Annotated in this window: 15 protein-coding genes; 7 read left to right on the top strand and 8 right to left on the bottom strand. The window is 64.3% G+C overall.

What is annotated here, in order from left to right:
- The first annotated feature begins 29 nt into the window (after positions 1-29).
- The 6 genes from ACQKPZ_RS18940 to ACQKPZ_RS18965 all read left to right on the top strand — a co-directional run bounded on the left by ACQKPZ_RS18940 (position 30) and on the right by ACQKPZ_RS18965 (position 5,658).
- Complete coding sequence (locus ACQKPZ_RS18940; protein ID WP_427541015.1) at positions 30-1,784, top strand: bifunctional alpha/beta hydrolase/class I SAM-dependent methyltransferase; 1,755 nt, start codon at positions 30-32, stop codon at positions 1,782-1,784.
- Positions 1,785-3,221 carry a phosphatase PAP2/dual specificity phosphatase family protein gene (locus tag ACQKPZ_RS18945; protein ID WP_427541018.1) on the top strand — a complete coding sequence of 479 codons (1,437 nt, stop codon included), beginning with the start codon at positions 1,785-1,787 and terminating at the stop codon, positions 3,219-3,221.
- On the top strand, positions 3,218-3,649 hold the full coding sequence (locus tag ACQKPZ_RS18950; protein ID WP_427541021.1) for a hypothetical protein: 432 nt from the start codon (positions 3,218-3,220) through the stop codon (positions 3,647-3,649). The genes ACQKPZ_RS18945 and ACQKPZ_RS18950 overlap by 4 nt, the downstream gene beginning before the upstream one ends.
- Positions 3,650-3,659: 10 nt before the next feature.
- On the top strand, positions 3,660-4,283 hold the full coding sequence (locus ACQKPZ_RS18955) for a lysophospholipid acyltransferase family protein (RefSeq protein WP_427541024.1): 624 nt from the start codon (positions 3,660-3,662) through the stop codon (positions 4,281-4,283).
- A 1-nt stretch (position 4,284) separates the two neighbouring features.
- Entirely contained in the window at positions 4,285-5,217 is a 933-nt protein-coding gene (locus tag ACQKPZ_RS18960) for a phosphatidate cytidylyltransferase (protein WP_427541027.1), read from the top strand.
- A gap of 96 nt (positions 5,218-5,313) precedes the next feature.
- The gene (locus ACQKPZ_RS18965; RefSeq protein WP_003258412.1) at positions 5,314-5,658 is read left to right on the top strand and encodes a cupin domain-containing protein; all 345 of its coding nucleotides are present in this window, start codon (positions 5,314-5,316) and stop codon (positions 5,656-5,658) included.
- Positions 5,659-5,871: 213 nt separating this feature from the next.
- Here the strand turns inward: ACQKPZ_RS18965 and mmsB are convergent, their stop codons facing one another.
- Entirely contained in the window at positions 5,872-6,759 is an 888-nt protein-coding gene (mmsB, locus tag ACQKPZ_RS18970; RefSeq protein WP_427541030.1) for a 3-hydroxyisobutyrate dehydrogenase, read from the bottom strand.
- A 9-nt stretch (positions 6,760-6,768) separates the two neighbouring features.
- Positions 6,769-8,295, bottom strand: coding sequence for a CoA-acylating methylmalonate-semialdehyde dehydrogenase (locus ACQKPZ_RS18975; RefSeq protein WP_427541033.1), 1,527 nt, complete (start codon positions 8,293-8,295; stop codon positions 6,769-6,771).
- A gap of 132 nt (positions 8,296-8,427) precedes the next feature.
- Between ACQKPZ_RS18975 and ACQKPZ_RS18980 the strand changes: the two genes are divergently transcribed.
- Positions 8,428-9,378: a LysR family transcriptional regulator gene (locus ACQKPZ_RS18980; protein WP_427541036.1), complete on the top strand. Its 951-nt coding sequence runs from the start codon at positions 8,428-8,430 to the stop codon at positions 9,376-9,378.
- Between the two features lie 131 nt (positions 9,379-9,509).
- Here the strand turns inward: ACQKPZ_RS18980 and ACQKPZ_RS18985 are convergent, their stop codons facing one another.
- From ACQKPZ_RS18985 to recC, 6 genes are all read right to left on the bottom strand, one after another.
- Positions 9,510-10,001, bottom strand: a complete 492-nt coding sequence (locus tag ACQKPZ_RS18985) for an OmpA family protein (protein ID WP_427541039.1) — start codon at positions 9,999-10,001, stop codon at positions 9,510-9,512.
- Positions 10,002-10,005: 4 nt separating this feature from the next.
- Positions 10,006-11,277 carry a diguanylate cyclase domain-containing protein gene (locus ACQKPZ_RS18990; RefSeq protein WP_427541042.1) on the bottom strand — a complete coding sequence of 424 codons (1,272 nt, stop codon included), beginning with the start codon at positions 11,275-11,277 and terminating at the stop codon, positions 10,006-10,008.
- On the bottom strand, positions 11,274-11,840 hold the full coding sequence (locus tag ACQKPZ_RS18995) for a YfiR family protein (protein WP_427541045.1): 567 nt from the start codon (positions 11,838-11,840) through the stop codon (positions 11,274-11,276). Before ACQKPZ_RS18995 ends, ACQKPZ_RS18990 begins: the two co-directional genes overlap by 4 nt.
- 234 nt (positions 11,841-12,074) lie before the next feature.
- Positions 12,075-14,150 (bottom strand): exodeoxyribonuclease V subunit alpha, encoded by a 2,076-nt coding sequence (gene recD, locus ACQKPZ_RS19000; protein ID WP_427541057.1) that lies wholly within the window; start codon positions 14,148-14,150, stop codon positions 12,075-12,077.
- Positions 14,151-14,158: 8 nt separating this feature from the next.
- Complete coding sequence (gene recB / locus ACQKPZ_RS19005; RefSeq protein WP_427541048.1) at positions 14,159-17,833, bottom strand: exodeoxyribonuclease V subunit beta; 3,675 nt, start codon at positions 17,831-17,833, stop codon at positions 14,159-14,161.
- Positions 17,830-21,312: an exodeoxyribonuclease V subunit gamma gene (gene recC / locus ACQKPZ_RS19010; protein WP_427541051.1), complete on the bottom strand. Its 3,483-nt coding sequence runs from the start codon at positions 21,310-21,312 to the stop codon at positions 17,830-17,832. The genes recB and recC overlap by 4 nt, the downstream gene beginning before the upstream one ends.
- Positions 21,313-21,512: the final 200 nt, after the last annotated feature.

Consider the following 21,512-nt stretch of genomic DNA (forward strand, 5'->3'; position numbering starts at 1 on the left):
CCTATAGTCGTCGCAAAAGGACGTTGACCATGCGCCAAGCGCAAGCGCTGCACTTCTCCACCCATGACGGTGTCGAGCTGCATTACCGTCACTGGCCTGCCACCCGCAACGAACACCAGCCACGCCGGGCCGTGGTGATGTTCCACCGGGGCCACGAACACGGCGGGCGCATGGCCCACCTGGCCGATGAGCTGGACATGCCGGGCTATGACTTCTTCGCCTGGGATGCCCGCGGCCATGGCCAGTCGCCCGGTGCACGCGGCGACAGCCCAGGGTTTGCCACCAGCGTGCGCGACGTGCAAACCTTCATCGAACATATCCAGGCCCACCACGGTATCGCCGAACAGGACATGGTGGTGCTGGCGCAAAGCGTCGGCGCCGTGCTGATTGCCACCTGGGCCCACGACTACGCACCCAAGGTACGCTGCTTGGTGCTGGCCTCGCCGGCATTCAAGGTCAAACTGTACGTGCCATTCGCCCGCCCGGGCCTGAAGCTGCTGAAAGCCTTGCGCGGCAACTTCTTCGTCAACAGCTACGTCAAGCCGCGCCTGCTCACCCATGACCCTGAGCGGGTCATGTCATATGTGGCCGACCCACTGATCAGCCGGCCGATTTCCGTGACCATGCTGCTGGGCCTGTACGAGGCCGCCGACCGGGTGGTGGCGGATGCGCAGGCCATTCAGGTACCAACCCAAGTCCTGGTCTCAGGGGCCGACTTCGTGGTCGAGCGCCAGCCGCAAGAACGGTTTTTCGACCGGCTCGGCAGCACACGCAAGGAAATGCACATCCTGCCCGGGTTCTTCCACGACACCTTGGGTGAACGTGATCGGGCCCATGCCCTGAGGCGCATCGAACGGTTTGTCGACCATTGCTTCGCCAGCCCCGCCGCGTTGCCTTCACTGCTGGATGCCGACAAGACCGGCGCCAGTTGCGCCGAGGCAGAAAGCCTGGCTGCCCCGCTGCCACGCAACTCGCCCCGCGATCTTTACTGGCGCGCCACCCGCGCCGGCTTGAGCCTGGGCAAGGGGTTGTCTGCGGGCGTGAAGCTAGGTTTTGACACCGGCTTCGATTCCGGCAGCACCCTCGACTACGTTTACCGCAACCAGCCGACCGGCAAGGGCAAGCTGGGCCGCCTGATCGACCAGAACTACCTCCACGCCATCGGCTGGCGTGGCATTCGCCAGCGCAAGCTGCACGTCGAAGAATTGCTGCGCCTGGCCATCGCCTGCCTGCGTGAACAACAACGGCCCGTGCACATTGTCGATATCGCCGCCGGCCATGGCCGCTATATCCTCGAAGCCCTGCAAGACCTTGAGCAGTTGCCGGATTCGATCCTTCTGCGCGACTACAGCGAACTGAACGTTCAGCAAGGCAGCGCGCTGATCAGCGAAAAGGGCCTGGCCGACACTGCCCGCTTCGTCCAGGGCGATGCTTTCGATCGCCAGAGCCTGGCCACGCTAGAACAACCCCCAACGCTGGCCGTGGTGTCAGGGCTGTACGAACTCTTCCCCAGTAACCAACTGGTGGGCAATTCCCTGGCCGGGCTGGCCGACGCCGTAGAGGATGGCGGCTACCTGGTCTACACCGGCCAGCCATGGCACCCGCAACTGGAGATGATCGCCCGCGCGCTCACCAGCCACCGCGGTGGCGAGGCTTGGGTAATGCGCCGCCGCAGCCAGGCCGAGATGGACCAGTTGGTTGAGGCGGCGGGCTTCCGCAAGCTGGCCCAGCGTATCGATGAATGGGGCATTTTCAGCGTCAGCCTGGCACAGCGGGTGCGCTGAGTGAGCCCGCCACGCAAGCCTGGGTTGATCCGCCGGGGCGTGTTCTGGCTTCTGCTGCTGGGGCCGTTGTTCTTCCTCAGCTATGGGCTGGCGAACCATTACACGGCCGGGCGCAGTGATGTCGGCAGCCTGGTGTTCGGCTGGGAGCACGGCATGCCGCTGTGGCCCTGGACGATCATCCCGTACTGGTCGATCGACTTGCTTTACGGGTTGTCCTTCCTGCTGCCGCGCACACGCCAGGAAATGGACCGCCACGCGCTGGCGCTACTCAGCGCACAGGTGATCAGCGTCTCCTGTTTCCTGCTGTGGCCGCTGCGCTTCACCTTTGAGCGGCCGGAGCTGGGTGGGCTGTTCGGCTGGCTGTTCGATGTGTTGATGGGCTTCGACAAGCCGTTCAACCAGGCGCCTTCGCTGCACATCGCCTTGCTGGTGATTATCTGGACGATGTTTGCCCGGCATGTGCGACGCCAGCCCTGGCGTTGGCTGATGCATGGCTGGATGGCGCTGATCGGGGTGTCGGTGCTGACCACCTGGCAGCATCATTTCATCGATGTGCCCACTGGGGCGCTGGCCGGGTTTGCCTGCCTGTGGCTGTGGCGGTATCCGGGGCGCCTGCCCTTTCAGGCGGCCCGTCTTGCTCAGGATGCCAAGCGTTGGAAGGTCGCCGGTTGTTATGCCTTGGGTGCGGTGGTGTGTGTACTCCCTGCCGCTGCAATGGGCGGGGCTTGGCTGTGGTTGAGTTGGCCGGCGGTGTCATTGGGGCTGGTGGCGCTGAACTACGCCGTGTTCGGGGCGGGTGGTTTTCAGAAGAGTGATGACGGGCGCTTGTCGAATGCGAGCTGGTGGCTGTTGGCGCCCTATCTGGCGGGCGCGTGGCTCAATTCGCGCCTGTGGACCCGGCGCCATCCACAGGCCGACGAGGTGTGCGATGGTGTTTACCTGGGGAGAATCCCAGGGCGCGACACGCAGTTCGCTGCGATTGTTGATTTATGCGCCGAGCTACCTTGCATCGCAAACCGTTGTAGGAGCGGCCTTGTGTCGCGAAAGGGCTGCGCAGCAGCCCCGGCAATGCCTGCTGCGAAGCTGAAAAACTGGGGCCGCTGCGCGCCCCTTTCGCGACACAAGGCCGCTCCTACAACGATCGCGCCAGCCCTTGACTATCAGTGTTTCGCTACCCTGGATCTGATAGCGCCAGACGTTGCCCTGCTGCTGCAGGCCGCCAAAGCCATCGAACATCTGCGCGCCGAAGGCCCCGTGCTGGTCTGCTGCGCCCTGGGTTACTCACGCAGCGCCACTGCCGTGGCAGCCTGGCTGATCGTTACCGGCCGCTGCGATGACGCCCAGCAGGCAGAATCCCTTATCCGTAAAGCACGCCCCGGCATCGTCCTGCGCAACGCGCATCACCAGGCTCTCCAGCAACTGGGAGCACAGCCATGAACCTGCGTGTAGTGGCAAGCCTGCTGGGCCGAGGCAAACAGCTGGAGTGCCTGTCCGACGGCCTCACCTTGCTGGCCCTGGCCTATGGCCTCGCCCCCTTGCTGGGGCTCCCTCTGCATCCGCTGACCAGTCTGCTGTGCAGCGTGCTGCTGGCGCTCGGCGTGCTGCACAAGTACTGGGCCATCCGCGTGGCGATCGATGCCGAACTGTTTGCCCACCTTGCCAATAGCGCAGACCTGCCGGCAGACACCCAGGCCCTGGACCGCGCCCTGTTCGAACTGAAACTCAAACCACAGGCCACCGACAGCCGCGCTTGGCCTGCCCGCAGCCAGGCCGCACTAGGCCTGTTGCGCCGTCAGGCCGTATGCCTGGGCCTGCAGCTCTCGCTAGCCTTGGCTACCCTGCTGACACTGCCTTTGAAGGGATAACGAACGCCCCATGCTCGCCAACCTGACCGCCTACGTCATCACCTCCGCCGCCCGCCTGATCACGGGCGCCCGCGCCCTGTGGCTGGGTTGCACGCCGCTGCCGGTGCAGCGCCTGTACTTTGCCAACCACAGCAGCCACGGTGACTTCGTGCTGCTGTGGGCCTCGTTGCCGCAGCCCCTGCGCAAGCGTACCCGCCCGGTGGCTGGCGCGGACTACTGGGCCAAGCCGGGTATTCGCGACTTTCTCATTCGCAAGGTGTTCAACGGCGTACTGATCGACCGCCAACGCAGCGAAGGCCAGGGCAGCCCGCTGCAACCGATCCTCGAAGCCGTGGCCCAGGGCGACTCGCTGATCTTCTTCCCGGAGGGTACCCGCAACCTGGGTGACGAACCGCTGATGCCGTTCAGAAGCGGCTTGTACCACCTGGCGGCAGCCAACCCCGACGTCGAGCTGGTACCGGTCTGGATCGCCAACCTCAACCGGGTGATGCCCAAGGGCCGTGCCCTGCCCCTGCCATTGCTGTGCACACTGAGCTTTGGCGAACCGCTGCACCTGCACGCTAATGAAAGCAAGCAGGCCTTTCTCGAGCGGGCCAGCCAGGCCCTGCTGAACCTGGCCCCGAAGGATGCCTGACATGGACAACAACACCCTTTCGCTGTTCGCCGGCATCGGCGCCCTGCTGCTGCTGGCCAGTGTGATCGGTCGCCTGCTCAAATGGCGCGCCGGCCCGGCACCGCATGCGGTAATCGACAACCTCAACGCCCGCATCAACGCCTGGTGGGTGATGGTGCTGGTGATCGGCATCGCCTTCCTGTTCGGCAAGTACGGGGTGATCGTGCTGTTCTACGGCGTGTCGTTCTATGCCCTGCGCGAGTTCATGACCCTTACCCCGACCCGGCGCAGCGACTACCCGGCGCTGGTGGCGGCGTTCTATGTGGCGCTGCCGGTGCAGTACGTGCTGATCGCCATGGACTGGTACGGCCTGTTCAGCATCTTCATCCCGGTGTACCTGTTCCTGCTGCTGCCAATCCTGGCCAGCCTTGGCGGCGACACCACGCGTTTTCTCGAACGCGCCTCGAAAGTGCAGTGGGGGCTGATGATCGCGGTGTACTGCGTGTCGTCGGTACCCGCCTTGATGACGCTGGACATCCCGGGTTACGAGGGCCGAAACCTGTTGTTGATCGCCTGGCTGATCCTGGTGGTCCAGATCAGCGATGTGCTGCAGTACGTATGCGGCAAGCTGTTTGGCAAACACAAAGTGGCGCCCAACCTGTCCCCGTCCAAGACTGTCGAAGGCCTGGCCGGCGGCGTGGCACTGGCCACCCTGATCGGCGCCCTGCTGTGCTGGATCACCCCGTTCACCTTCTGGCAGGCCGCGCTGATGGCGTTGGCGGTGAACGCCATGGGCTTCTTTGGCGGGCTGGTGATGTCGGCAATCAAGCGCGACCGCGGGGTGAAGGACTGGGGGCACATGATCGAAGGCCATGGCGGCATGCTCGACCGTATGGATTCGGTGTGCTTTGCGGCGCCAGTGTTCTTCCACTTTGTGCGGTATTGGTGGGCATAGCGCGACCAGACAGCTGGACGTCGAGCCCAGGCAACTGCGGCTCGGCCGATGGCCCTATGGTGACCAGTCACTCAACCAGTCACCAGGAGTTGCCCCATGTCCGATTTCATCACCGTCCTGCGCGAAACCTGCCCGACGCCGGTCGTGGACGCCACCAAGTGGAAGCGCATCGGCGGCGATCCGCACACCGTCAACCTCAATGCCTACCTGTCGGCCGACGGCAGCAAGATCATGGGCACCTGGATCTGCACCCCGGGCAAGTTCGAGGTCAATTACGAGAAGTGGGAGTTCTGCCACTTCCTCGATGGCTACTGCATCATCACCCCGGAAGGCGAAGAGCCGAAGCACCTGAAGGCCGGTGACGTGTTCGTGATCGAACCGGGGATGAAAGGCACATGGGAAGTGGTCGAGACTGTGCGCAAGTACTTCGTCTTCGCCTGACTTCAAAGACTGACATCGCCCCCTGTGGGAGCGGGTTTACCCGCGAATGCTGCAGTGGCTTCACCGCCGCATTCGCGGGTGAACCCGCTCCCACAGGGTTATGTGGCGCCTGCAGAATCGGGGCAAAAAAAATCGCGGGGCAGGTGCCCTTCCCTCTGGTGCGCAGTTACAGAGGGAAGGCCACCTGGCCCGCGATGAAGCCCACCTCTTGCGTCAGTCTTTCTTGCGATACCCCTCGACGATAGCCGAGAAGTCCTTACCACCCTCGCCACGCAGGCTCATGGCCTGATACAACTGCTGGGCCACGGCCCCCAGGATCACCGGCTGGTGTGCCTGGCGCGCCGCTTCGGTGGCCAGCCCCAGGTCCTTGAGCATCAGTTCGGCGCCAAAGCCACCGGTATAGCCACGCGACGCTGGCGCCGTTTCGATAATGCCCGGCCACGGGTTGTAGGTGTCCGAACTCCAGCAACGCCCTGTCGAGCTGTTGATGATGCCGGCCAGCACCTCGGTATCGATGCCCAGCGCATTGCCCAGGGCCATGGCCTCGGACACGCCGATCATCGAGATGCCCAGCAGCAGGTTGTTGCAGATCTTGGCGATCTGCCCGGTGCCGACTTCACCACAGTGCACGATATTGCGGCCCATCTGCTCCAGCACCGGCTTGAGGGTGGCGAACAGCTCGACGCTGGCCCCGACCATGAAGGTCAGGGTGCCGGCTGCCGCGCCGCCAGTGCCACCGGATACCGGCGCATCGCCCATGTCCACGCCCTTGGCCGCTGCGGCCTTGGACACATCACGGGCGGTCTGCGGATCGATGGTGCTGCAGTCCACGGTAGGTGTACCGGCACGAATACCGGCCAGCACGCCATCTTCGTTCAGGTACACGCTGCGCACATGGGCCGCCGCCGGCAGCATGGTGATGACCAGATCGCTGTTGGCTGCCGCGTCCTTGGGCGACGGGCTGATCTGCCCACCCAGTTCTGCCAGCTCGGCCAGAACGGTTTTGTTCAGGTCAAACAGGTTCAGCTGGTGCCCGGCCTTGATCAGGTTGCGGGCCATGGGCGCGCCCATGTTGCCCAGGCCAATGAATGCAATACGCATGACGTCTCCTTAGCGCAGGCTGATGGTGGTGTTCACACCGTCGTTGACGCTGTCGTCATCGAACCAGCGGGCGGTGACGGTCTTGGTCTGAGTGTAGAACTGCACCACCTGCTTGCCGTACGGGCCGAGGTCGCCGAGCTTGGAGCCACGGGAGCCGGTGAAGCTGAAGAACGGTACCGGTACCGGGATCGGGATGTTGATACCGACCTGGCCGATGTCGATTTCGCTCTGGAACTTGCGCGCTGCCGCGCCACTTTGGGTGAACAGGCCAGTGCCGTTGCCGAACGGGTTGGCGTTGACCAGGGCGATGGCTTCGTCGAGGGTATCGACCTCCAGGGTCACCAGCACCGGGCCGAAGATTTCCTGGGTGTAGACCTGCATGTCAGTCTTCACGCCCGAGAACAGGGTTGGGCCAACGAAATTGCCTTGCTCGTAACCCGGCACCGTGACGTCGCGGCCATCGAGTTCCAGCTTGGCGCCTTCCTTGATGCCGCTTTCGATCAGGCCCAGCACACGCTCCTTGGCGCGTTTGGAAACCACCGGGCCGACATCGGTGCCTGGCTCACACCCGGCATTCACCTTGAGCTTGCTGGCCGCTTCCTTGATGTCCGGCAGCCACTCACGGGCCTTGCCCACCAGCACCGCCACCGAGGTGGCCATGCAGCGCTGGCCCGCCGCGCCGAAGGCGGCACCGACCAGGGCATTGATGGTTTGCGTACGGTTGGCATCGGGCAGCACCACCGCGTGGTTCTTGGCGCCCATCATCGACTGCACGCGCTTGCCGTGCTGGCTGCCCAGGTTGTACACGTGGGTACCGACTTCGGTAGAGCCAACGAAGGAAATCGCCTTGATGTCCTGATGGGTGCAGATGGCATCCACCACCTGTTTGCCACCGTGCACCACGTTCAGCACACCGGCGGGTACGCCGGCTTCCAGCGCCAGCTCGACCAGCAGCATGGTCGACAGCGGGTCCTGCTCGGACGGTTTGAGCACGAAGGTGTTGCCGCAGACGATGGCCATGGGGAACATCCACAGCGGGATCATCGCCGGGAAGTTGAACGGCGTGATGCCGGCACATACGCCGATAGGTTGGCGCAGGGTGTAGGTATCGACACCGCCGGCGACGTTTTCGGCGAATTCACCCATCTGCAAGGTGCCGATGGAAGCAGCGTGTTCAACCACTTCCAGGCCGCGGAAGATATCGCCTTCGGCGTCAGCCAGGGTTTTGCCCTGCTCGGCGCTGAGCACCTGGGCAATGCGCTTGGTGTGTTCGCGTATAAGCGCCTGCAGCTTGAGCATGATGCGCATGCGCGCGCCAATCGGGGTGTCTCGCCAGGTCTTGAAGGCACGGTGGGCAGCGGCTACGGCTGCATCGACTTCTTCTACCGTGGCGAACGGTACGCGCGCCAGCACCTCTTGGGTGGCCGGGTTGACGATGTCGCGCCATTCGGTGGTCTTGGACTCGACCCACTGGCCGTCGATCAGCAGCTTCACCTGCTCGACCTTGGTCGGGTTCGGGGATTGCGGTGCGTTCATCTGCGTTCTCCTTGGAATTATTGTCGGGACGAGATCGCCAGCGCCAAGCAAACGCGAGGTGGCGTCCTGAGGCTTGTTTCGAGTATAGATGTGCAAACATCCAACAAGAACGCACAAAAAAACCGGATCATCATGCAAAAAGACCTCACATCCCTGAGCGCGCTCAACTGGGACGATTTGAAGTTTTTCCTTGAAGTGGCCCGTACCCGCAAGGCCAGCAGTGCTGCCAAACGGTTGAGCGTGGACTACACCACGGTGTCGCGGCGCATCAGCTCGCTGGAGGGGGCGCTGGGCACGTTGCTGTTCGAAAAGTCGCGGACCAACGGCTTTGTCCTCACTGCCGAGGGCCAGCGGCTGCTGGGCTATGCCGAGTCGATCGAAAGCACACTGCACATGGCCTGCGAGCAGGTGTCCGGGTCTGGCGTGGCGTTGTCGGGGCATGTGCGCATGGGCTGCACCGAGGGTTTTGGCAGCTTTTTCATTACCCCGCAGCTGAGCCACTTTGTGGATGCCTACCCGGCGATTTCCGTGGATATCCTGCCCCTGCCGCACTTCATCAGCCTGTCCAAGCGCGAGGCAGACATCGTGATCGCGCTGGAGCGGCCGGAGCACGGGCCTTACGTGTGCTGCAAGCTATGCGATTACCGCTTGCGGCTGTATGCGACCCAGGACTACCTGGACAGCCATGCGCCGATTCGTCAGGTGGCGGACTTGGCCAAACATCCCTTTATCAGTTACGTGGATGATTTGGCGTTCAGTTCGGAACTGCTTTACCTGGCCAACCTGATTCCTGGTGCCAGCGCGCACTTACGCAGTACCAGTGTGATTGCGCAGTACACCGCTGCGTTGCAAGGCCGTGGGTTGGCGATATTGCCGTGTTTCCTGGCTGCGCAGGACCCGCGCCTGGTGACAGTGTTGCCTGAGGAGATCGAGGTGACGCGACAGTTCTGGATGTATTGCCGGGAGGATTTGAGGAAGTTGAAGCGGATCACCCTGTTGTGGGATTACATCCGTGGCGTGACTGAGGCGAATGCGCCGTTGTTGATGGGGGAAACGCGGCAGATGCGGTTTGCCCAGGAGTGACGGGGCAACACCGATTCTGTGGGAGCGGGCGCGCCCGCGAACACCGGCGAAGCCGGTGCCAGACACCGCGTTGCCTGCTTCGCGGGCACGCCCGCTCCCACAGAGGAAGGTGGTGAGCCACGAGACTGGGCTCAGTAAGACGCCACCACAATGGACACCCGGCGGTTCTCGGTGCGCCCGGCGCTGGTGCGGTTGTCCGCCACCGGCTGGGTGCTGCCCAGGCCTCGGCTCTGGATGTTCTGCGCCAGCATGCCAACCCCGACCAGCGCCTTGGTCACGCTCTGCGCACGGCGTTCGGACAGCTGCTGGTTATACGCCGCCTTGCCCGACGCATCGGCATGCCCGTCCACGCGCACGCCCTGGATGCCAACGCCAAGCAGCGCCTTGCCAATGCGCTCGACAATCGCCTGGCTCTGGCCGTTGAGGCTATCCAGATCGCTGCCGAACAGCACTTTGCCGGACAGGTCGTAGGCCCAGCCTTCATCGGTGGGAGTAAAGCCTTCGCGCTTGAGCACGGCAATCTGTTCGGGGGTGAGGCCTTTGGGTGGTGCAGTCTGGCAACCGGTCAACGCCAGCACGGCGAGCAACAAGGCCCAAAGGGGAAAACGTAAAGCTTGCATCACGGGTTCAGCTCCTGTTCTTGATTTCACTGGCGGACCGTTCCGTCTGCGCCACTTGCCAATGGCCACGGCGTTTGCGTTTGGCCTGGTACATCGCCGCATCGGCGGCATTGAGAAGACTGGCGGGGTCGGCGCCGTCGTCCGGGTAATAGGCAATGCCGACACTCAGCGAAGTGGCGATACTTCGGCCACTGTCGAGCTGCACCGGCAGCTTCATGCTGGCCACAATCTTTTCGGCGATGTGCTCAGCGTCCTGGCGCGACTGCAGCGGCGTCAGCAGCACGGCGAACTCGTCGCCGCCCAGGCGGGCCACCAGGTCATGTTCGCGCAGCTGGGCACGCACACGGTCGGCCACACTGATCAGTACTTCGTCGCCCACGGCATGGCCGAGGGTATCGTTGATCTGCTTGAAGTGGTCGCTGTCGAGGAACAGCAGCGCCAGATGCTCCTGCTGCCGCGCCGCATTGCGCACGCTGCGGCTCAAGCGCCCCTCGAAGAAGGCGCGGTTGGGCAGCCCGGTGAGGCTGTCGTGGCTGGCCTGGTGGGCCAGGGTCTGGTTTTCGTTCTGCAGGTGGCTTTGCCACACTTCCAGCTCGTCGAGCAGGGCATTGAAGTCGTTGCCCAGTTCGTTGAGCTCGGCAATCGGCGCTTCCGGCACACGCCGGTCGAAGCTGCGCTCGCGGCGGGCGGCGTGGGCAACGCTGGCCAGGCCACGCAAAGGGCGGGTGATATTGCTGAGCAGGCGCCGCGACAGATACTGGGCCGCCAAGGCACTGAGAATGGTGCAGAACAGGATGCCGGCCAAGCCACTGAGCAAGAACAGCAACAGGCTACGGCCCTGACCGACCAGTTCGGTGTGCCCGACTTTTTGCTGCTGGTGCATGATCGGCAGGTTGACCGGATCATCCAGCAAGGCGCTGGCCACCTGCACCTCAAGCTTGGCGAGCATGCCCGTATCGCCGCGTTGCCAGTGCGCCAGCAGCTCGCCTTCGTTGTTGAAGACCTTGGCCTCGGCCACCTCCTCGTTGCTGGCGATCAGCGCCAGCGATTCGTTGGCCGCGGCGCTGTCGTCGAACACCACAGCGGCTTCCACGGTGTAGTTGATGGATCGGGCGATCAGGTGCAGGTTGTGGTTGGCGTAGACGCGCAGCGCGAGCACACCCAGCAGGGTCAGCGAAATACCGGCCAGGCCCACGGCGAGCAGGGCGACACTGAGGTGGCCACGCCCCAGCACCGAACGCAGGGTGGGGCGCACGCCAGGCTTGCGGGTGGCCTTCATGGCTGCACCGCCCGCCGCCGCGACAGTTGCAGCACGCTGGGGTGGATGCGCACGCCGGAACGCGCCACCGAATCCAGATTGACCTCGAAGGCCACCTGCTGGTCACTGACCCGCAAGCAGAACAGGCTGCCAACGGTGCAGGGGTCGTTCGCTTCACTGATGCTCAGCACCGGGTGGCCGCTGACACGCTCGAACAGCTTGTCGCGCTGGCCCTGGTCGAGTTTGCCGATGTAGATGGCATCACAGGCCTGGGCGACCTTGGCATCATCTGCCAGCAAGCGCCGAACTTGCAGCGGGCGGCCGGACTCCTGCACATGGCCTTTGATCAGGTCATCGGCGTATTCGGTCGGGCCGACCAGGCACAAACGCAACGGTGAGGGTTCGACGGGCCAGCGGGCGTAGCTGAAGATGCCCAGTACGACCTGGGTGACGGCCTTGGCGCGTTGCTGCACCTGGGCGGCGGTTGTGGCGGTGTCTGCCCGGGCGGGGCCTGTAAAAATGAACAGGGCGGCCAGCAATAGCGAAAGCGCACAGCTTGTCACTCGCCTTGCGGCCACGTTCATGTGGGAAATCTCTCAGGTCCTTTCCGGTATCGGCGCAACGATAGCACATGGCCGCATCAATGTAGGAATGAGCCACTGATCTCGCGGGTGTACGCGCTCCCTGTAGGAGCGGCCTTGCGTCGCGATCGGGCTGCACAGCAGCCCCTCGATATCTGCTGCACTGCTGATATCCGGGGGCCGCTTTGCGGCCCGATCGCGACACAAGGCCGCTCCTACAAGGGATCGCGTCGGCTATCAGACCTGTTCGAGCATCAACCCGGAAATACGCCTTACCTTGCGCGCCACCGCCTCTTCGAAAATGCCCTGGCGTGGCTCGACCAGGCTGAAGCAGTGCTTTGCACGGGTGATGCCGGTATACACCAGCTCCTTGGTCAACACCGGGTTGAGTGCGTCGGGCAGCACCAGTGCCGTGTGGCTGAACTCCGAGCCCTGGGACTTGTGCACGGTCATGGCAAATACCGTTTCCACTTCGTTGAGCCGGCTGGGCAGGACGAAGCGCACGCCGCCACTGCCGTCGTTACGCGGGAAGGCCACGCGCAGCAGTGGCTCACCACGCTCATCCGGCAGGCGCAGGGCGATGCCGATGTCGCCGTTCATCAGGCCCAGGCCGTAGTCGTTGCGCGTCACCAGTACCGGGCGCCCTTCGTACCAGGGCTGCTGGCTGTCGATCAGCCCGGCATTGTGCAGCACCCGCGCCACGCGCTCGTTCAGGCCCTCGACACCCCAGGCACCTCGGCGCACCGCGCACAACAACTGGAAGTCCTCGAAACTGTGCAGCACCTTGCCCGCCCATTGCTCCCACGCGGGGTCGTCAAATGCGGTTTCCAGTGCAGGCCGGTAGCGGCCAAGGGTACGCAAGTAGCTGCGATAGCCCTGCGGGCCGTCCGCGCCGCGGTTCAGGCCGTCGAGCAGCAGGCGGTCGAATGCTCGGTCCTGCTCGTGCTTGAGGGCAAGGCTGTGCACGTCGGCCGGCGGCTTGGCCAGCAGGTTGCGCGCCGCGTGGGACTCCTGCCGGTTGACCAGCCGCGCCAGCTGGCCAATACCGCTGCCTTCGCCGAAGCGCCGCGAGAAGCGCAACATGACCACCTGCTGGGCCAGCGGGTTGCGTTGTTCATCGCCGGCCTTCAGGCCACTGCCGGCTAGCGACTCGCCGCCAATCTGCTCCAGCCAGGCCTGGGTCGCCACCGAGTAACAGCCCTCCTCGGCATCACGGCACAGGTCACCCAGTACCGCACCCGCCTCGACCGAAGCCAGCTGGTCCTTGTCGCCAAGCAGCACCAGGCGGGCGCGTGGCGGCAGGGCATCGAGCAGGTTGGCCATCATTTCCAGGTCGATCATCGATGCTTCGTCCACCACCAGAACATCCAGCGGCAGCGGGTTGCCGGCATGGTGGCGGAAGTGCCGCGAGCCGGGGCGACTGCCAAGCAGGCGGTGCACGGTGCTGACCTCGGTGGGGATCTGCCCGCGTACCTCGGCGCTGACCTGCAAGCGCTCGACCTGTTGGCCGATGGATTCCGTGAGGCGAGCGGCCGCCTTGCCGGTCGGCGCAGCCAGGCGAATGCGCAGCGGCCTGCCCTGCTCCACCGCGGGCGCCTGCAACAACGCCAGCAGGCGCACCACTGTGGTGGTTTTACCGGTGCCGGGGCCGCCGGTGATGATGCTGAAACCGGCACGGGTCGCCAGGGCGCAGGCAAGCTTCTGCCAGTCCACCTGGCCTGCTTGCGCACCCGCTTCGAACAACTGTGCCAGGCGCTCTGGCAGGTCGGCCGGTGGGGCCTCGGCCTGGGTCAGGCGCTGACGCAGGGTATGGTCGATGCGCCGCTCGTAGCTCCAGTAACGGCGCAGGTACAAGCGCTCGCTGCTGAGCACCAGCGGGCGAGCTTGCTGGCCTGGAGTATCGCCGATGGCCACCAGCGGGCTGGCAGCAATGCGCTGGCGCCAGGCCTGCAGATCGAGGTTGGCCAACAACTGCGATGGCAACAGCAAGGGGCCGGTCAGGGCGTCACCTTCGGGCGGCAGCGACAAGGCAAAATCGGGCTCAGCCAAGGTTTGTTGCAGGTCCAGGCAGACATGCCCATGGCCCAGCTGGTGGCTGGCCAGCGCCGCCGCCAGTAATAGCAACGGGTCACTGCCGGGGTCGCGCTCTTCAAGGAACATCACGAACGCGCGGTCCAGGGCACGCAGCCAGCCCCGCTCTACCCAGCGGTCGAGCAGTTGCAGCAGGTCACCGCTGTCATGCTGCGGCGCCAGCGCCAACAGGTGCTCGGCGTGCAGCGGGGTGGGTAACAGGTCGACCAGCTTTCGGCTTATGGCGCGGCTCATATCGAAGCTCCGGCAAACAGGTCCTGCTGAGCGGGCGCACGCTCACCGCGGAACAACGCATCCAGGCTTTCGATCAGCTCGCGCGGCGGCTTGGTGTGGTACACGCCATGGCCGCTGCTGCTGGCGCCGCGCAGGAAGATGAACAGGGCGCCGCCGACATGGCGGTCGTAATCGTAGTCCGGCAGGCGGGCACGCAACTGCCGGTGCAGCGCAAGCAGATACAGCACGTACTGCAGGTCGTAGCGATGCTCGATGATGGCCTTTTCCATGGCCATGGCGTCGTAGGCCTGGATGTCCGGGCCCAGCCAGTTGGACTTGTAATCGGCCACGTAGTACTGCCCGTCCAGCTCGAACGCCAGGTCGATGAAGCCCTTGAACATGCCGTTGAGCACGGTCGGCTGCGCCGCAGGGCGCGCCAGGCCGGGGTGGGTGTAGCGTGCGACTAGCCGATCGAGCTGTTCGGCTTCGACCTGGTGGCTGGCGAACCAGAACTCCATCTCGATCTGGTAGTGCTGCAACTGCGCGAGGGTCACGCTCTGCGGGTTGCCCGGCAACGGCAGCGCCTCGACCAGCAAACGTTGCAGCCACTGGTCAAGGGTGGCAATCCAGCCCGTCCAGTCACGGCGGTTGCAGCGCTGGCCAACCGCACGTTCGATCAGCTGAGGGTTGCTGCTGACCTGGCCGAACCCCTCATGGCCCGCCCATTCCAGCAACCCATGAAGGAAGGTGCCCGGGTTGGGCCCACGCGGGAAACGGTGGATATCGCCGCTGTCGGCCGGGACCTCGCGCAGTACCTGGGCATCAGCCACTTCGTCATCCAGCAGTTGCTGGGCCTGCGAGCTGTCGGCAACGAGCGTCTGATCGCCGACGCGCAGGGCACTGTACGAAGCGATCCACCAGTGCTCGGCAGCCGAGCGGCGCGGTTTGCGTGCGGGCAGCAGCTCACGTTCGGCGTGTGGCATGCGATACACCTGCTCATCTGCCTGCGGCAGGCCTGGGCACGCGATGTGCGGGCAGGCCGCTGCCAATGCCTGCAACCACTCGCCAAGTTGCCCGGAGCTCGCCAGGGCAAGGCCACCACCCAGCAAGTAGCCAAATGCCGAGCGGTGCAGTTGCGAACTTTTCTGGTTGCCGCGCTTGAGGTCGGCAACACCCAGCCAGCAAGCATGCTGGGCACGGGTCAGGGCGACGTAGAGCAGGCGCAAGTCTTCGGCCAGGCGCTCGTCGTCGGCACGCTCGATTTGCACCTGGTCCGGGGTAAGGGTGAGGTGAGCGTTGCCTTGGCTATCATGCCAGGCCAGCGGCAGGCGGCTGCCGTCCACCGGTTTACTGGTGCAGATGAACGGCAAGTAGACCAAGGGGTACTCCAGGCCCTTGGACTTGTGGATCGTTACCACCTTGACCAACTGCTCGTCGCTTTCCAGGCGCAGGATCTGCTCTTCACCCGCCTGCCCGGAACTGGCCAGGTGCTCGGCCAGGTCACGGATCAGCGCCTGTTCACCGTCCAGCTCACCGGAAGCCTGCTGCAACAGCTCGGCCAGGTGCAGCAGGTTGGTCAGTACCCGTTCGCCATCACTGCGACGGATCAGCGTGCGCGGTAGCTGGAAGTCGTGCAGCAGGTGCCGCAGCATCGGCAGCACGCCCTGACGTTGCCAGGTGTCACGGTAATGACGAAAACGCATGACCCAGCCTTCCCAGACCCGCTCGTCCTGGTTCAACCGGTCCAGCGCGGCCAGCGAAAGGCCCAGTGTAAGGCTGGCAAGTGCAGCCTTTAGCAGGCGCTCCGAGTCTGGCTCGGCGCAGGCCTTGAGCCAGGCCAGCAGGTCGTGGGCTTCCTGGGCGGCGAACACCGAGTCTTTATCGGACAGGTACACGCTGCGCACGTCACGCGCAGCCAGTTCGGCGCGGACCATTTGCGCTTCATGGCCATCACGTACCAGGATGGCGATGTCCGAGGGCAGGCACGGGCGCAATGCGCCCTCACCGTTCTGGAAGCCCACCGTGCCCTGTTGCCCACCATTGAGCAAGGCGACGATATGGCTGGCGCAACTGGCCGCCAACTGCTGGCGGTAGACGCTGCTGGAAACCGGCTCTTCGCTTTCCAGCTGCCAGCATTGCAAGGCTGCGCACGCTTCACCGTCGACCAGCAATTGCTCGCCACGGCCTTTGGCGCGCACCTCGATGAACGGCAGCGGGTTGTCATCGGCCTCGCGGAACAGGAATGCACCCCGCCCCGTTTCACGCGCCTCGGCCTGCAGGAACACCTGATTGACCGCCGCAACCATGGCCTTGCTGGAGCGGTAGTTGGTGTCCAGGCTGTGCAGGCGGCCGCTGGTGGCGCGCCGGGCAGCGAGGTAGGTGTAGATATCGGCACCCCGGAAGGCGTAGATCGCCTGCTTGGGGTCACCAATCATGAACAGGCCGGTTTGCGTGCGGTTTTCGCTGATCTGGTAGATGCGCTCGAAAATGCCGTACTGCACCGGGTCGGTGTCCTGGAATTCGTCGATCAGCGCTACCGGGAACTGTTCTCGGATCAGGCTGGCCAAGCGCTCACCTGCCTCACTGGCCAAGGCGTATTGCAGGCGCACCAGCATGTCATCGAAGCCCATCTCCGCACGCCGGCGCTTCTCCACTTCGAACCGTGCCGATACCCAGTTGGCAGCATGCTCGAGCAAAGGCGCATCCGGGCTTTCCAGGGCCTGCAATTGCTGCTGCAAGGTCTGCATGGCGTTCAGCGCCGGGTGCTCGGGTGGCTCGCCTTTCCAGGCTTCGGCCATGCCCACCGGGGTCAGGCGAGTGAAGCCTGTACCCAGGTCGAGCTCCACCAGTTGCTCATCACCCGCCCAGGCGCAGAGCTTGTCGAACCAAGGCTCGAAGTAGCGGGCCTGCATCTTGCGGCCGTCGACCTGTTTGGCGGCCAGTGCATCGCGGCAGATTTGCCGCAGCTCCTCGGACCACTGCGCCCACGGCGCCTTGAGCCGGGCCAGTTGTTCACCACGTTGTTGTAGCGATGCCTGGATCAGTGCGGCGGGTTCTGGCCCATCCTGCAGGGCACGCACACGGCCGAACAGCGGGCGGATGCGCGGCAGCAAGGCATCGGGGCTGACCCAGTGGCTGCGCACCCAGGCCAACGCCTCGCCTTGCATGCCATAACAGAAACGCCGCCAGTAATCGCGCATCACCTGGCCCAGCAGCTCACTGTGGTCGGTTTCCAGGGTCTGGGTGAACAGGCTGCCGCTGTCGAAAGCATGCTCGCGCAACATGCGCTGGCACCAGCCGTGAATGGTCGACACGGCGGCTTCGTCCATCCACTGCACGGCGATTTCCAGGCGGCCGGCACAACGCGGCCAGGCCTCTTGCGGGTAGTCATCACGCAACTGGTGCAACAGCGGGTCGGCAGCTTCAAGTTCGCCACGGAAAAAGCGTGCGGCTTCGGCCAGGCGGGCGCGGATACGTTCGCGCAGTTCTTTGGTGGCGGCGTCGGTGAAGGTCACCACGAGGATTTGCGGAGGCAGCAGTTCGCGCTCGAAGCCTTGCTCACCACCATGGCCGAGGATCAGCCGCAGGTAGAGCGCCGAAATGGTGAAGGTCTTGCCCGTGCCGGCGCTGGCCTCGATCAGCTGGCTGCCATGCAGCGGGAAACTCAATGCCAATGGACGTGCCTGGGTCATGCGCCTTTCTCCGGGTTGCCCAGGGTTTGCCAAGGGGCGGTGAACAACGGGCGGTACAACGTTTCGCACCAGCCTTCAAAGGTTTCGTCAGCGGTGAGTGCGGCAAAATCGCGGAACTGGCGTGCCAGGGCGATGCTCTCGCTACGCTCGCCAAAGCTGGTGCGCTCGTCACCTTCGTAGGCGCGAGCAGCAGCTGCCAGGGCCTTGTCGGCATCGTCCTGGGCCAGCCAGGCGAATGCCGTCTTGGCCGCAACCGGCAGCGGCGCGTTCATCGCCGCCTGGCGGGCCACCAACAGGTCGCTCAATAGCTGTGCGGCCTGGTTTTGCGGCAACGGAGCCAGCAACAAGGTCAGGTCACTGGCCACCAACGCACTGTTGTAAGGGTAGCCCGCAGCACAAGCCGCCAGGTGCGTGACCCACGGCGCAATCAAACGGTGCCACTTGAGGTTGTTACGCCCGGCGCTGATGGTGTTGGGTACGGTGGTGATGCTGAGCAGGCTCTGGTCAGGCGCCTGGAACACCCGGCCCAGCCAACCTTCAAGGCGATGCTGGCCGTGCTCGAAATGCACCGGCAACGCGCCCTCGACCAGTTGCGGCCAGCGTTGCAACAACTGGCCATGGCGTTGCAGCAGGTCGGGTAGTGGTTCAATCAGTTCGCTTTGCAGCAGCTCGCCGAAACCGGCCAGCGGCAGTAGACCACAGGCTTGCAGGCGACGGGCCTGGGCGTGCAAGGCTTGCTCGGCGTTATCCGGCTCGGACAAGGCTGCACCCAGCAAACTTTCGCTGGCGCCGTAGCGTTGCAGGGTGTCGAGGACGAAGGGTTCTTCGTCCGGGGTGGGTGCCTCCAGCGCTTCGAAATACACCTTCAGCCGCTGACTGAAGAAATGCCGCACCGGGTGGCGCAGGAAGTCGTTCAGCTGGGTCAGGGTCAAGGCTTCATCGTCGTGATAAGGCGCCAGAGTGGAGTCGCCCTGCTCGTCTTGCTGGTCCTGCCGGTGCAGCACCTGCCATTCGTGGGCAAAGCTGAACAGCGGGCTGCCTTTCTGGAAGTAACGCGGGCTGAATGGCTGCAGCGGGTGCTCTTGGGTCATGGCATGCAGCAGCTGTTCGCCCGGTTGTGCAGGCTGCCCTTGCTCCGCACCGGCCAGGCGCCAGCCGGCGGCGAGGTGGTCACGCAACTGACCGATCAGTACCGAGGCCGGGCGTTCGCTGTTGTCGCGAATACTGCGCCCGACCCAGCTGACATAGAGCTGGTCACGTGCCGATAGCAGCGCTTCGAGCAGCAAGTATCGGTCATCCTCGCGGCGCGAACGGTCACCTGGGCGGTAGTCGCTGGCCATCAGGTCAAAGTCCAGCGGTTGCTGGGCGCGGGGGTAGTCGCCATCGTTCATGCCCAGCAGGCAGACCACGCGGAACGGGATGGCACGCATCGGCATCAGGGTGCAGAAATTCACCGCGCCGGCGAGGAAGCGTTGCGACAGCTTGCCCTGATCGAGGCCCGACAGCCAGGCTTCACGCACCACGGTCAATGGCAGCGGGTCGTGGAGGCCAACGGCCTCGCATACTTCAAGCCAGCTGTCGCGCAGGTCCTGCAATTGCATCAGCAACAGTTCATCACGCTCGCCCTCGGCAAGGAAGAACACCTGCAACAATGCATGCAGGCGCTCGCCCCACTGGCTGACGGTAGCAGGCTCGGACAAGGCCTGACACGCCACTTCGAGTGCATCGAGCAGCGCGGCCAGCGGGCCGATCAGTGCCGCATCCAGGCCACCAATTTCATCGTAAGGCTCAATGCCGTCGCACGCGTCACCCACACCCACCGCGTAACCCAGCAACATGCGCCGCAAGCCGAAACGCCAGCTGTTCTGTTCAAGCCCTGCGGGCAAGCCCAGGCTGGCGCGCTGCTCGGCATTGAGCCCCCAGCGTATGCCGGCACCCTCGATCCAGCGGTGAAGCGTGGGCAGGTCGTTTTCGCGGATGCCGAAGCGGGCGCGGACTGCCGGAACGTCCAGCAGGTCGAGCACCTCGCTGACCGCAAAGCGGCTGTCCGGCAACTTGAGCAGGTGCTCCAGGGCAATCAGCAATGGCTCGCGGCCGCGCTGGCCCTGGTCGGTAAGGGTGAAGGGGATAAAGCGTGGGTCATTGCGCTGCAACTGGCCGAATACGGCGCGGATATGCGGCGCGTAGGTGTCAATGGCCGGCAGCATGACGATTACGTCACGCGGGCGTAGCGTGGGGTCGGCGCTGAAGCGGGCCAGCAACTGGTCGTGAAGGATCTCCACTTCGCGTTGCGGGCTGTGGGCAATATGGAAACGAATCGAGCGGTCTTTTGCGGTATCGACCGGCGACCATCGCTCGCGGGTTTCGGCGAGCGGGCGCAGCTCGAGGATATCGTCTTGCAGCTGGTTCAGCAGCGTGGTGGGCGAGCCGTCACTGAACAGGTCGATGCGACCATCACTGAATACACCTTGGTAGCTGCCTGGGTCGTCGTAGCTGTCGAGCAGGTTGATATAGTCCCGGCCTTGTTTGCCCCACGCCGCCAACAACGGATGGGCGTGCTGATGCAATGACTGGTCGTCCAGTTGCAGGGGCATGCCCTGTTTGCGTTGCTGGCGCTTGTACTGATGGCGCAGCAGGTCCTTGTCGGCAACGATATCGGCCCAGTGGTGGCGGCAGGGGTTGTGCACGCACAGCAGCACCTGACTAAAGCGCGCCAACCCCGCCAGTGCTTCCAGCGCCTGGGCTGGCAGCGAGGAAATGCCGAATACGATTACCCGCGATGGCAGCCCGGCAGGTGCCTCCTGCAGGCTGTTGATACGCTCGATGAAGCGTTGATGTACCCCGGCGCGGCTCTGTGCCATCCCTTCTTCGCCAACATCGTCCAGCAGCGCACGCCACAGTTCGGCTTGCCAGCGGTTGCCCCCAGGCAGCGCTTTGCGCTCGCCCCGTGCAGTATTGAGGATGTGCTCGCCCGCAGCCCAGTCCTTTAGCCAGTCGGCACGGTAGACCTGGTACTGGTCGAACAGGTCGGCCAGCCGCTCGGCGAGTTGGTAACGCTTGCGCAGGTCGCTGTCATCGGTAAGGAAACGCCGCAGCGGCTCGAAATGCGGGCGCTCGATCAACGCTGGCAGCAGGCGCATGAGGCGCCAGGTAAGCGGAGCCTTGTCGAGCAGGGAAACTTCCGGGATCTCGTCGCGGCCCAGCACGCTCCGGTACAGCTTCCACATGAAGCTGCCTGGCAATTGCACATCGATTGCAGCGGCGATGCCACAGCCGCCCAGGTCGTCTGCCAGCGGGTCTTCGGCCAAGGCCAACTTGAGCCATTGGGCGATGCCATTGCTCTGTACCAGCGCGATTTCGTTTTCTAGCGGCGCCAGGGGGTAGCGACGCATCCAGCTCACTACCAGGCTGCGCAGGTCGTCGAGGCGGTTGCCATGGACGATCATGAAGCCGGGGTGGAGATGGGTGTTTTGGGGCATCGGAAACTCTCTGGCAGGTGCTGAGGTCGGTGGGGGAAACGATATCACGCGTGATGCGTTCCCTGTGGGAGCGACTGTCTTGCTCAATTTCTGAATGCTGGCGCAAATCCCTGTGGGAGCGGGCGCGCCCGCGAACACCGGCAAAGCCGGTGCCATCCACCGCGTTCTCTGCTTCGCGGGCGCGCCCGCTCCCCCCGGGT

The sequence above is a fragment of the Pseudomonas sp. NPDC089547 genome (genome assembly GCF_050280665.1).
GTDB lineage: Bacteria > Pseudomonadota > Gammaproteobacteria > Pseudomonadales > Pseudomonadaceae > Aquipseudomonas.

What these genes read in the sequence shown, in the direction of transcription:
- ACQKPZ_RS18940 (WP_427541015.1), top strand. Translation starts at nt 30, where the DNA reads ATGCGCCAAGCGCAAGCGCTGCACTTCTCCACCCATGACGGTGTCGAG.
- ACQKPZ_RS18950 (WP_427541021.1), top strand. Translation starts at nt 3,218, where the DNA reads ATGAACCTGCGTGTAGTGGCAAGCCTGCTGGGCCGAGGCAAACAGCTG.
- ACQKPZ_RS18955 (WP_427541024.1), top strand. Translation starts at nt 3,660, where the DNA reads ATGCTCGCCAACCTGACCGCCTACGTCATCACCTCCGCCGCCCGCCTG.
- ACQKPZ_RS18960 (WP_427541027.1), top strand. Translation starts at nt 4,285, where the DNA reads ATGGACAACAACACCCTTTCGCTGTTCGCCGGCATCGGCGCCCTGCTG.
- ACQKPZ_RS18965 (WP_003258412.1), top strand. Translation starts at nt 5,314, where the DNA reads ATGTCCGATTTCATCACCGTCCTGCGCGAAACCTGCCCGACGCCGGTC.
- mmsB (WP_427541030.1), bottom strand. Translation starts at nt 6,759, where the DNA reads ATGCGTATTGCATTCATTGGCCTGGGCAACATGGGCGCGCCCATGGCC.
- ACQKPZ_RS18975 (WP_427541033.1), bottom strand. Translation starts at nt 8,295, where the DNA reads ATGAACGCACCGCAATCCCCGAACCCGACCAAGGTCGAGCAGGTGAAG.
- ACQKPZ_RS18980 (WP_427541036.1), top strand. Translation starts at nt 8,428, where the DNA reads ATGCAAAAAGACCTCACATCCCTGAGCGCGCTCAACTGGGACGATTTG.
- ACQKPZ_RS18990 (WP_427541042.1), bottom strand. Translation starts at nt 11,277, where the DNA reads ATGAAGGCCACCCGCAAGCCTGGCGTGCGCCCCACCCTGCGTTCGGTG.
- ACQKPZ_RS18995 (WP_427541045.1), bottom strand. Translation starts at nt 11,840, where the DNA reads ATGAACGTGGCCGCAAGGCGAGTGACAAGCTGTGCGCTTTCGCTATTG.
- recB (WP_427541048.1), bottom strand. Translation starts at nt 17,833, where the DNA reads ATGACCCAGGCACGTCCATTGGCATTGAGTTTCCCGCTGCATGGCAGC.
- recC (WP_427541051.1), bottom strand. Translation starts at nt 21,312, where the DNA reads ATGCCCCAAAACACCCATCTCCACCCCGGCTTCATGATCGTCCATGGC.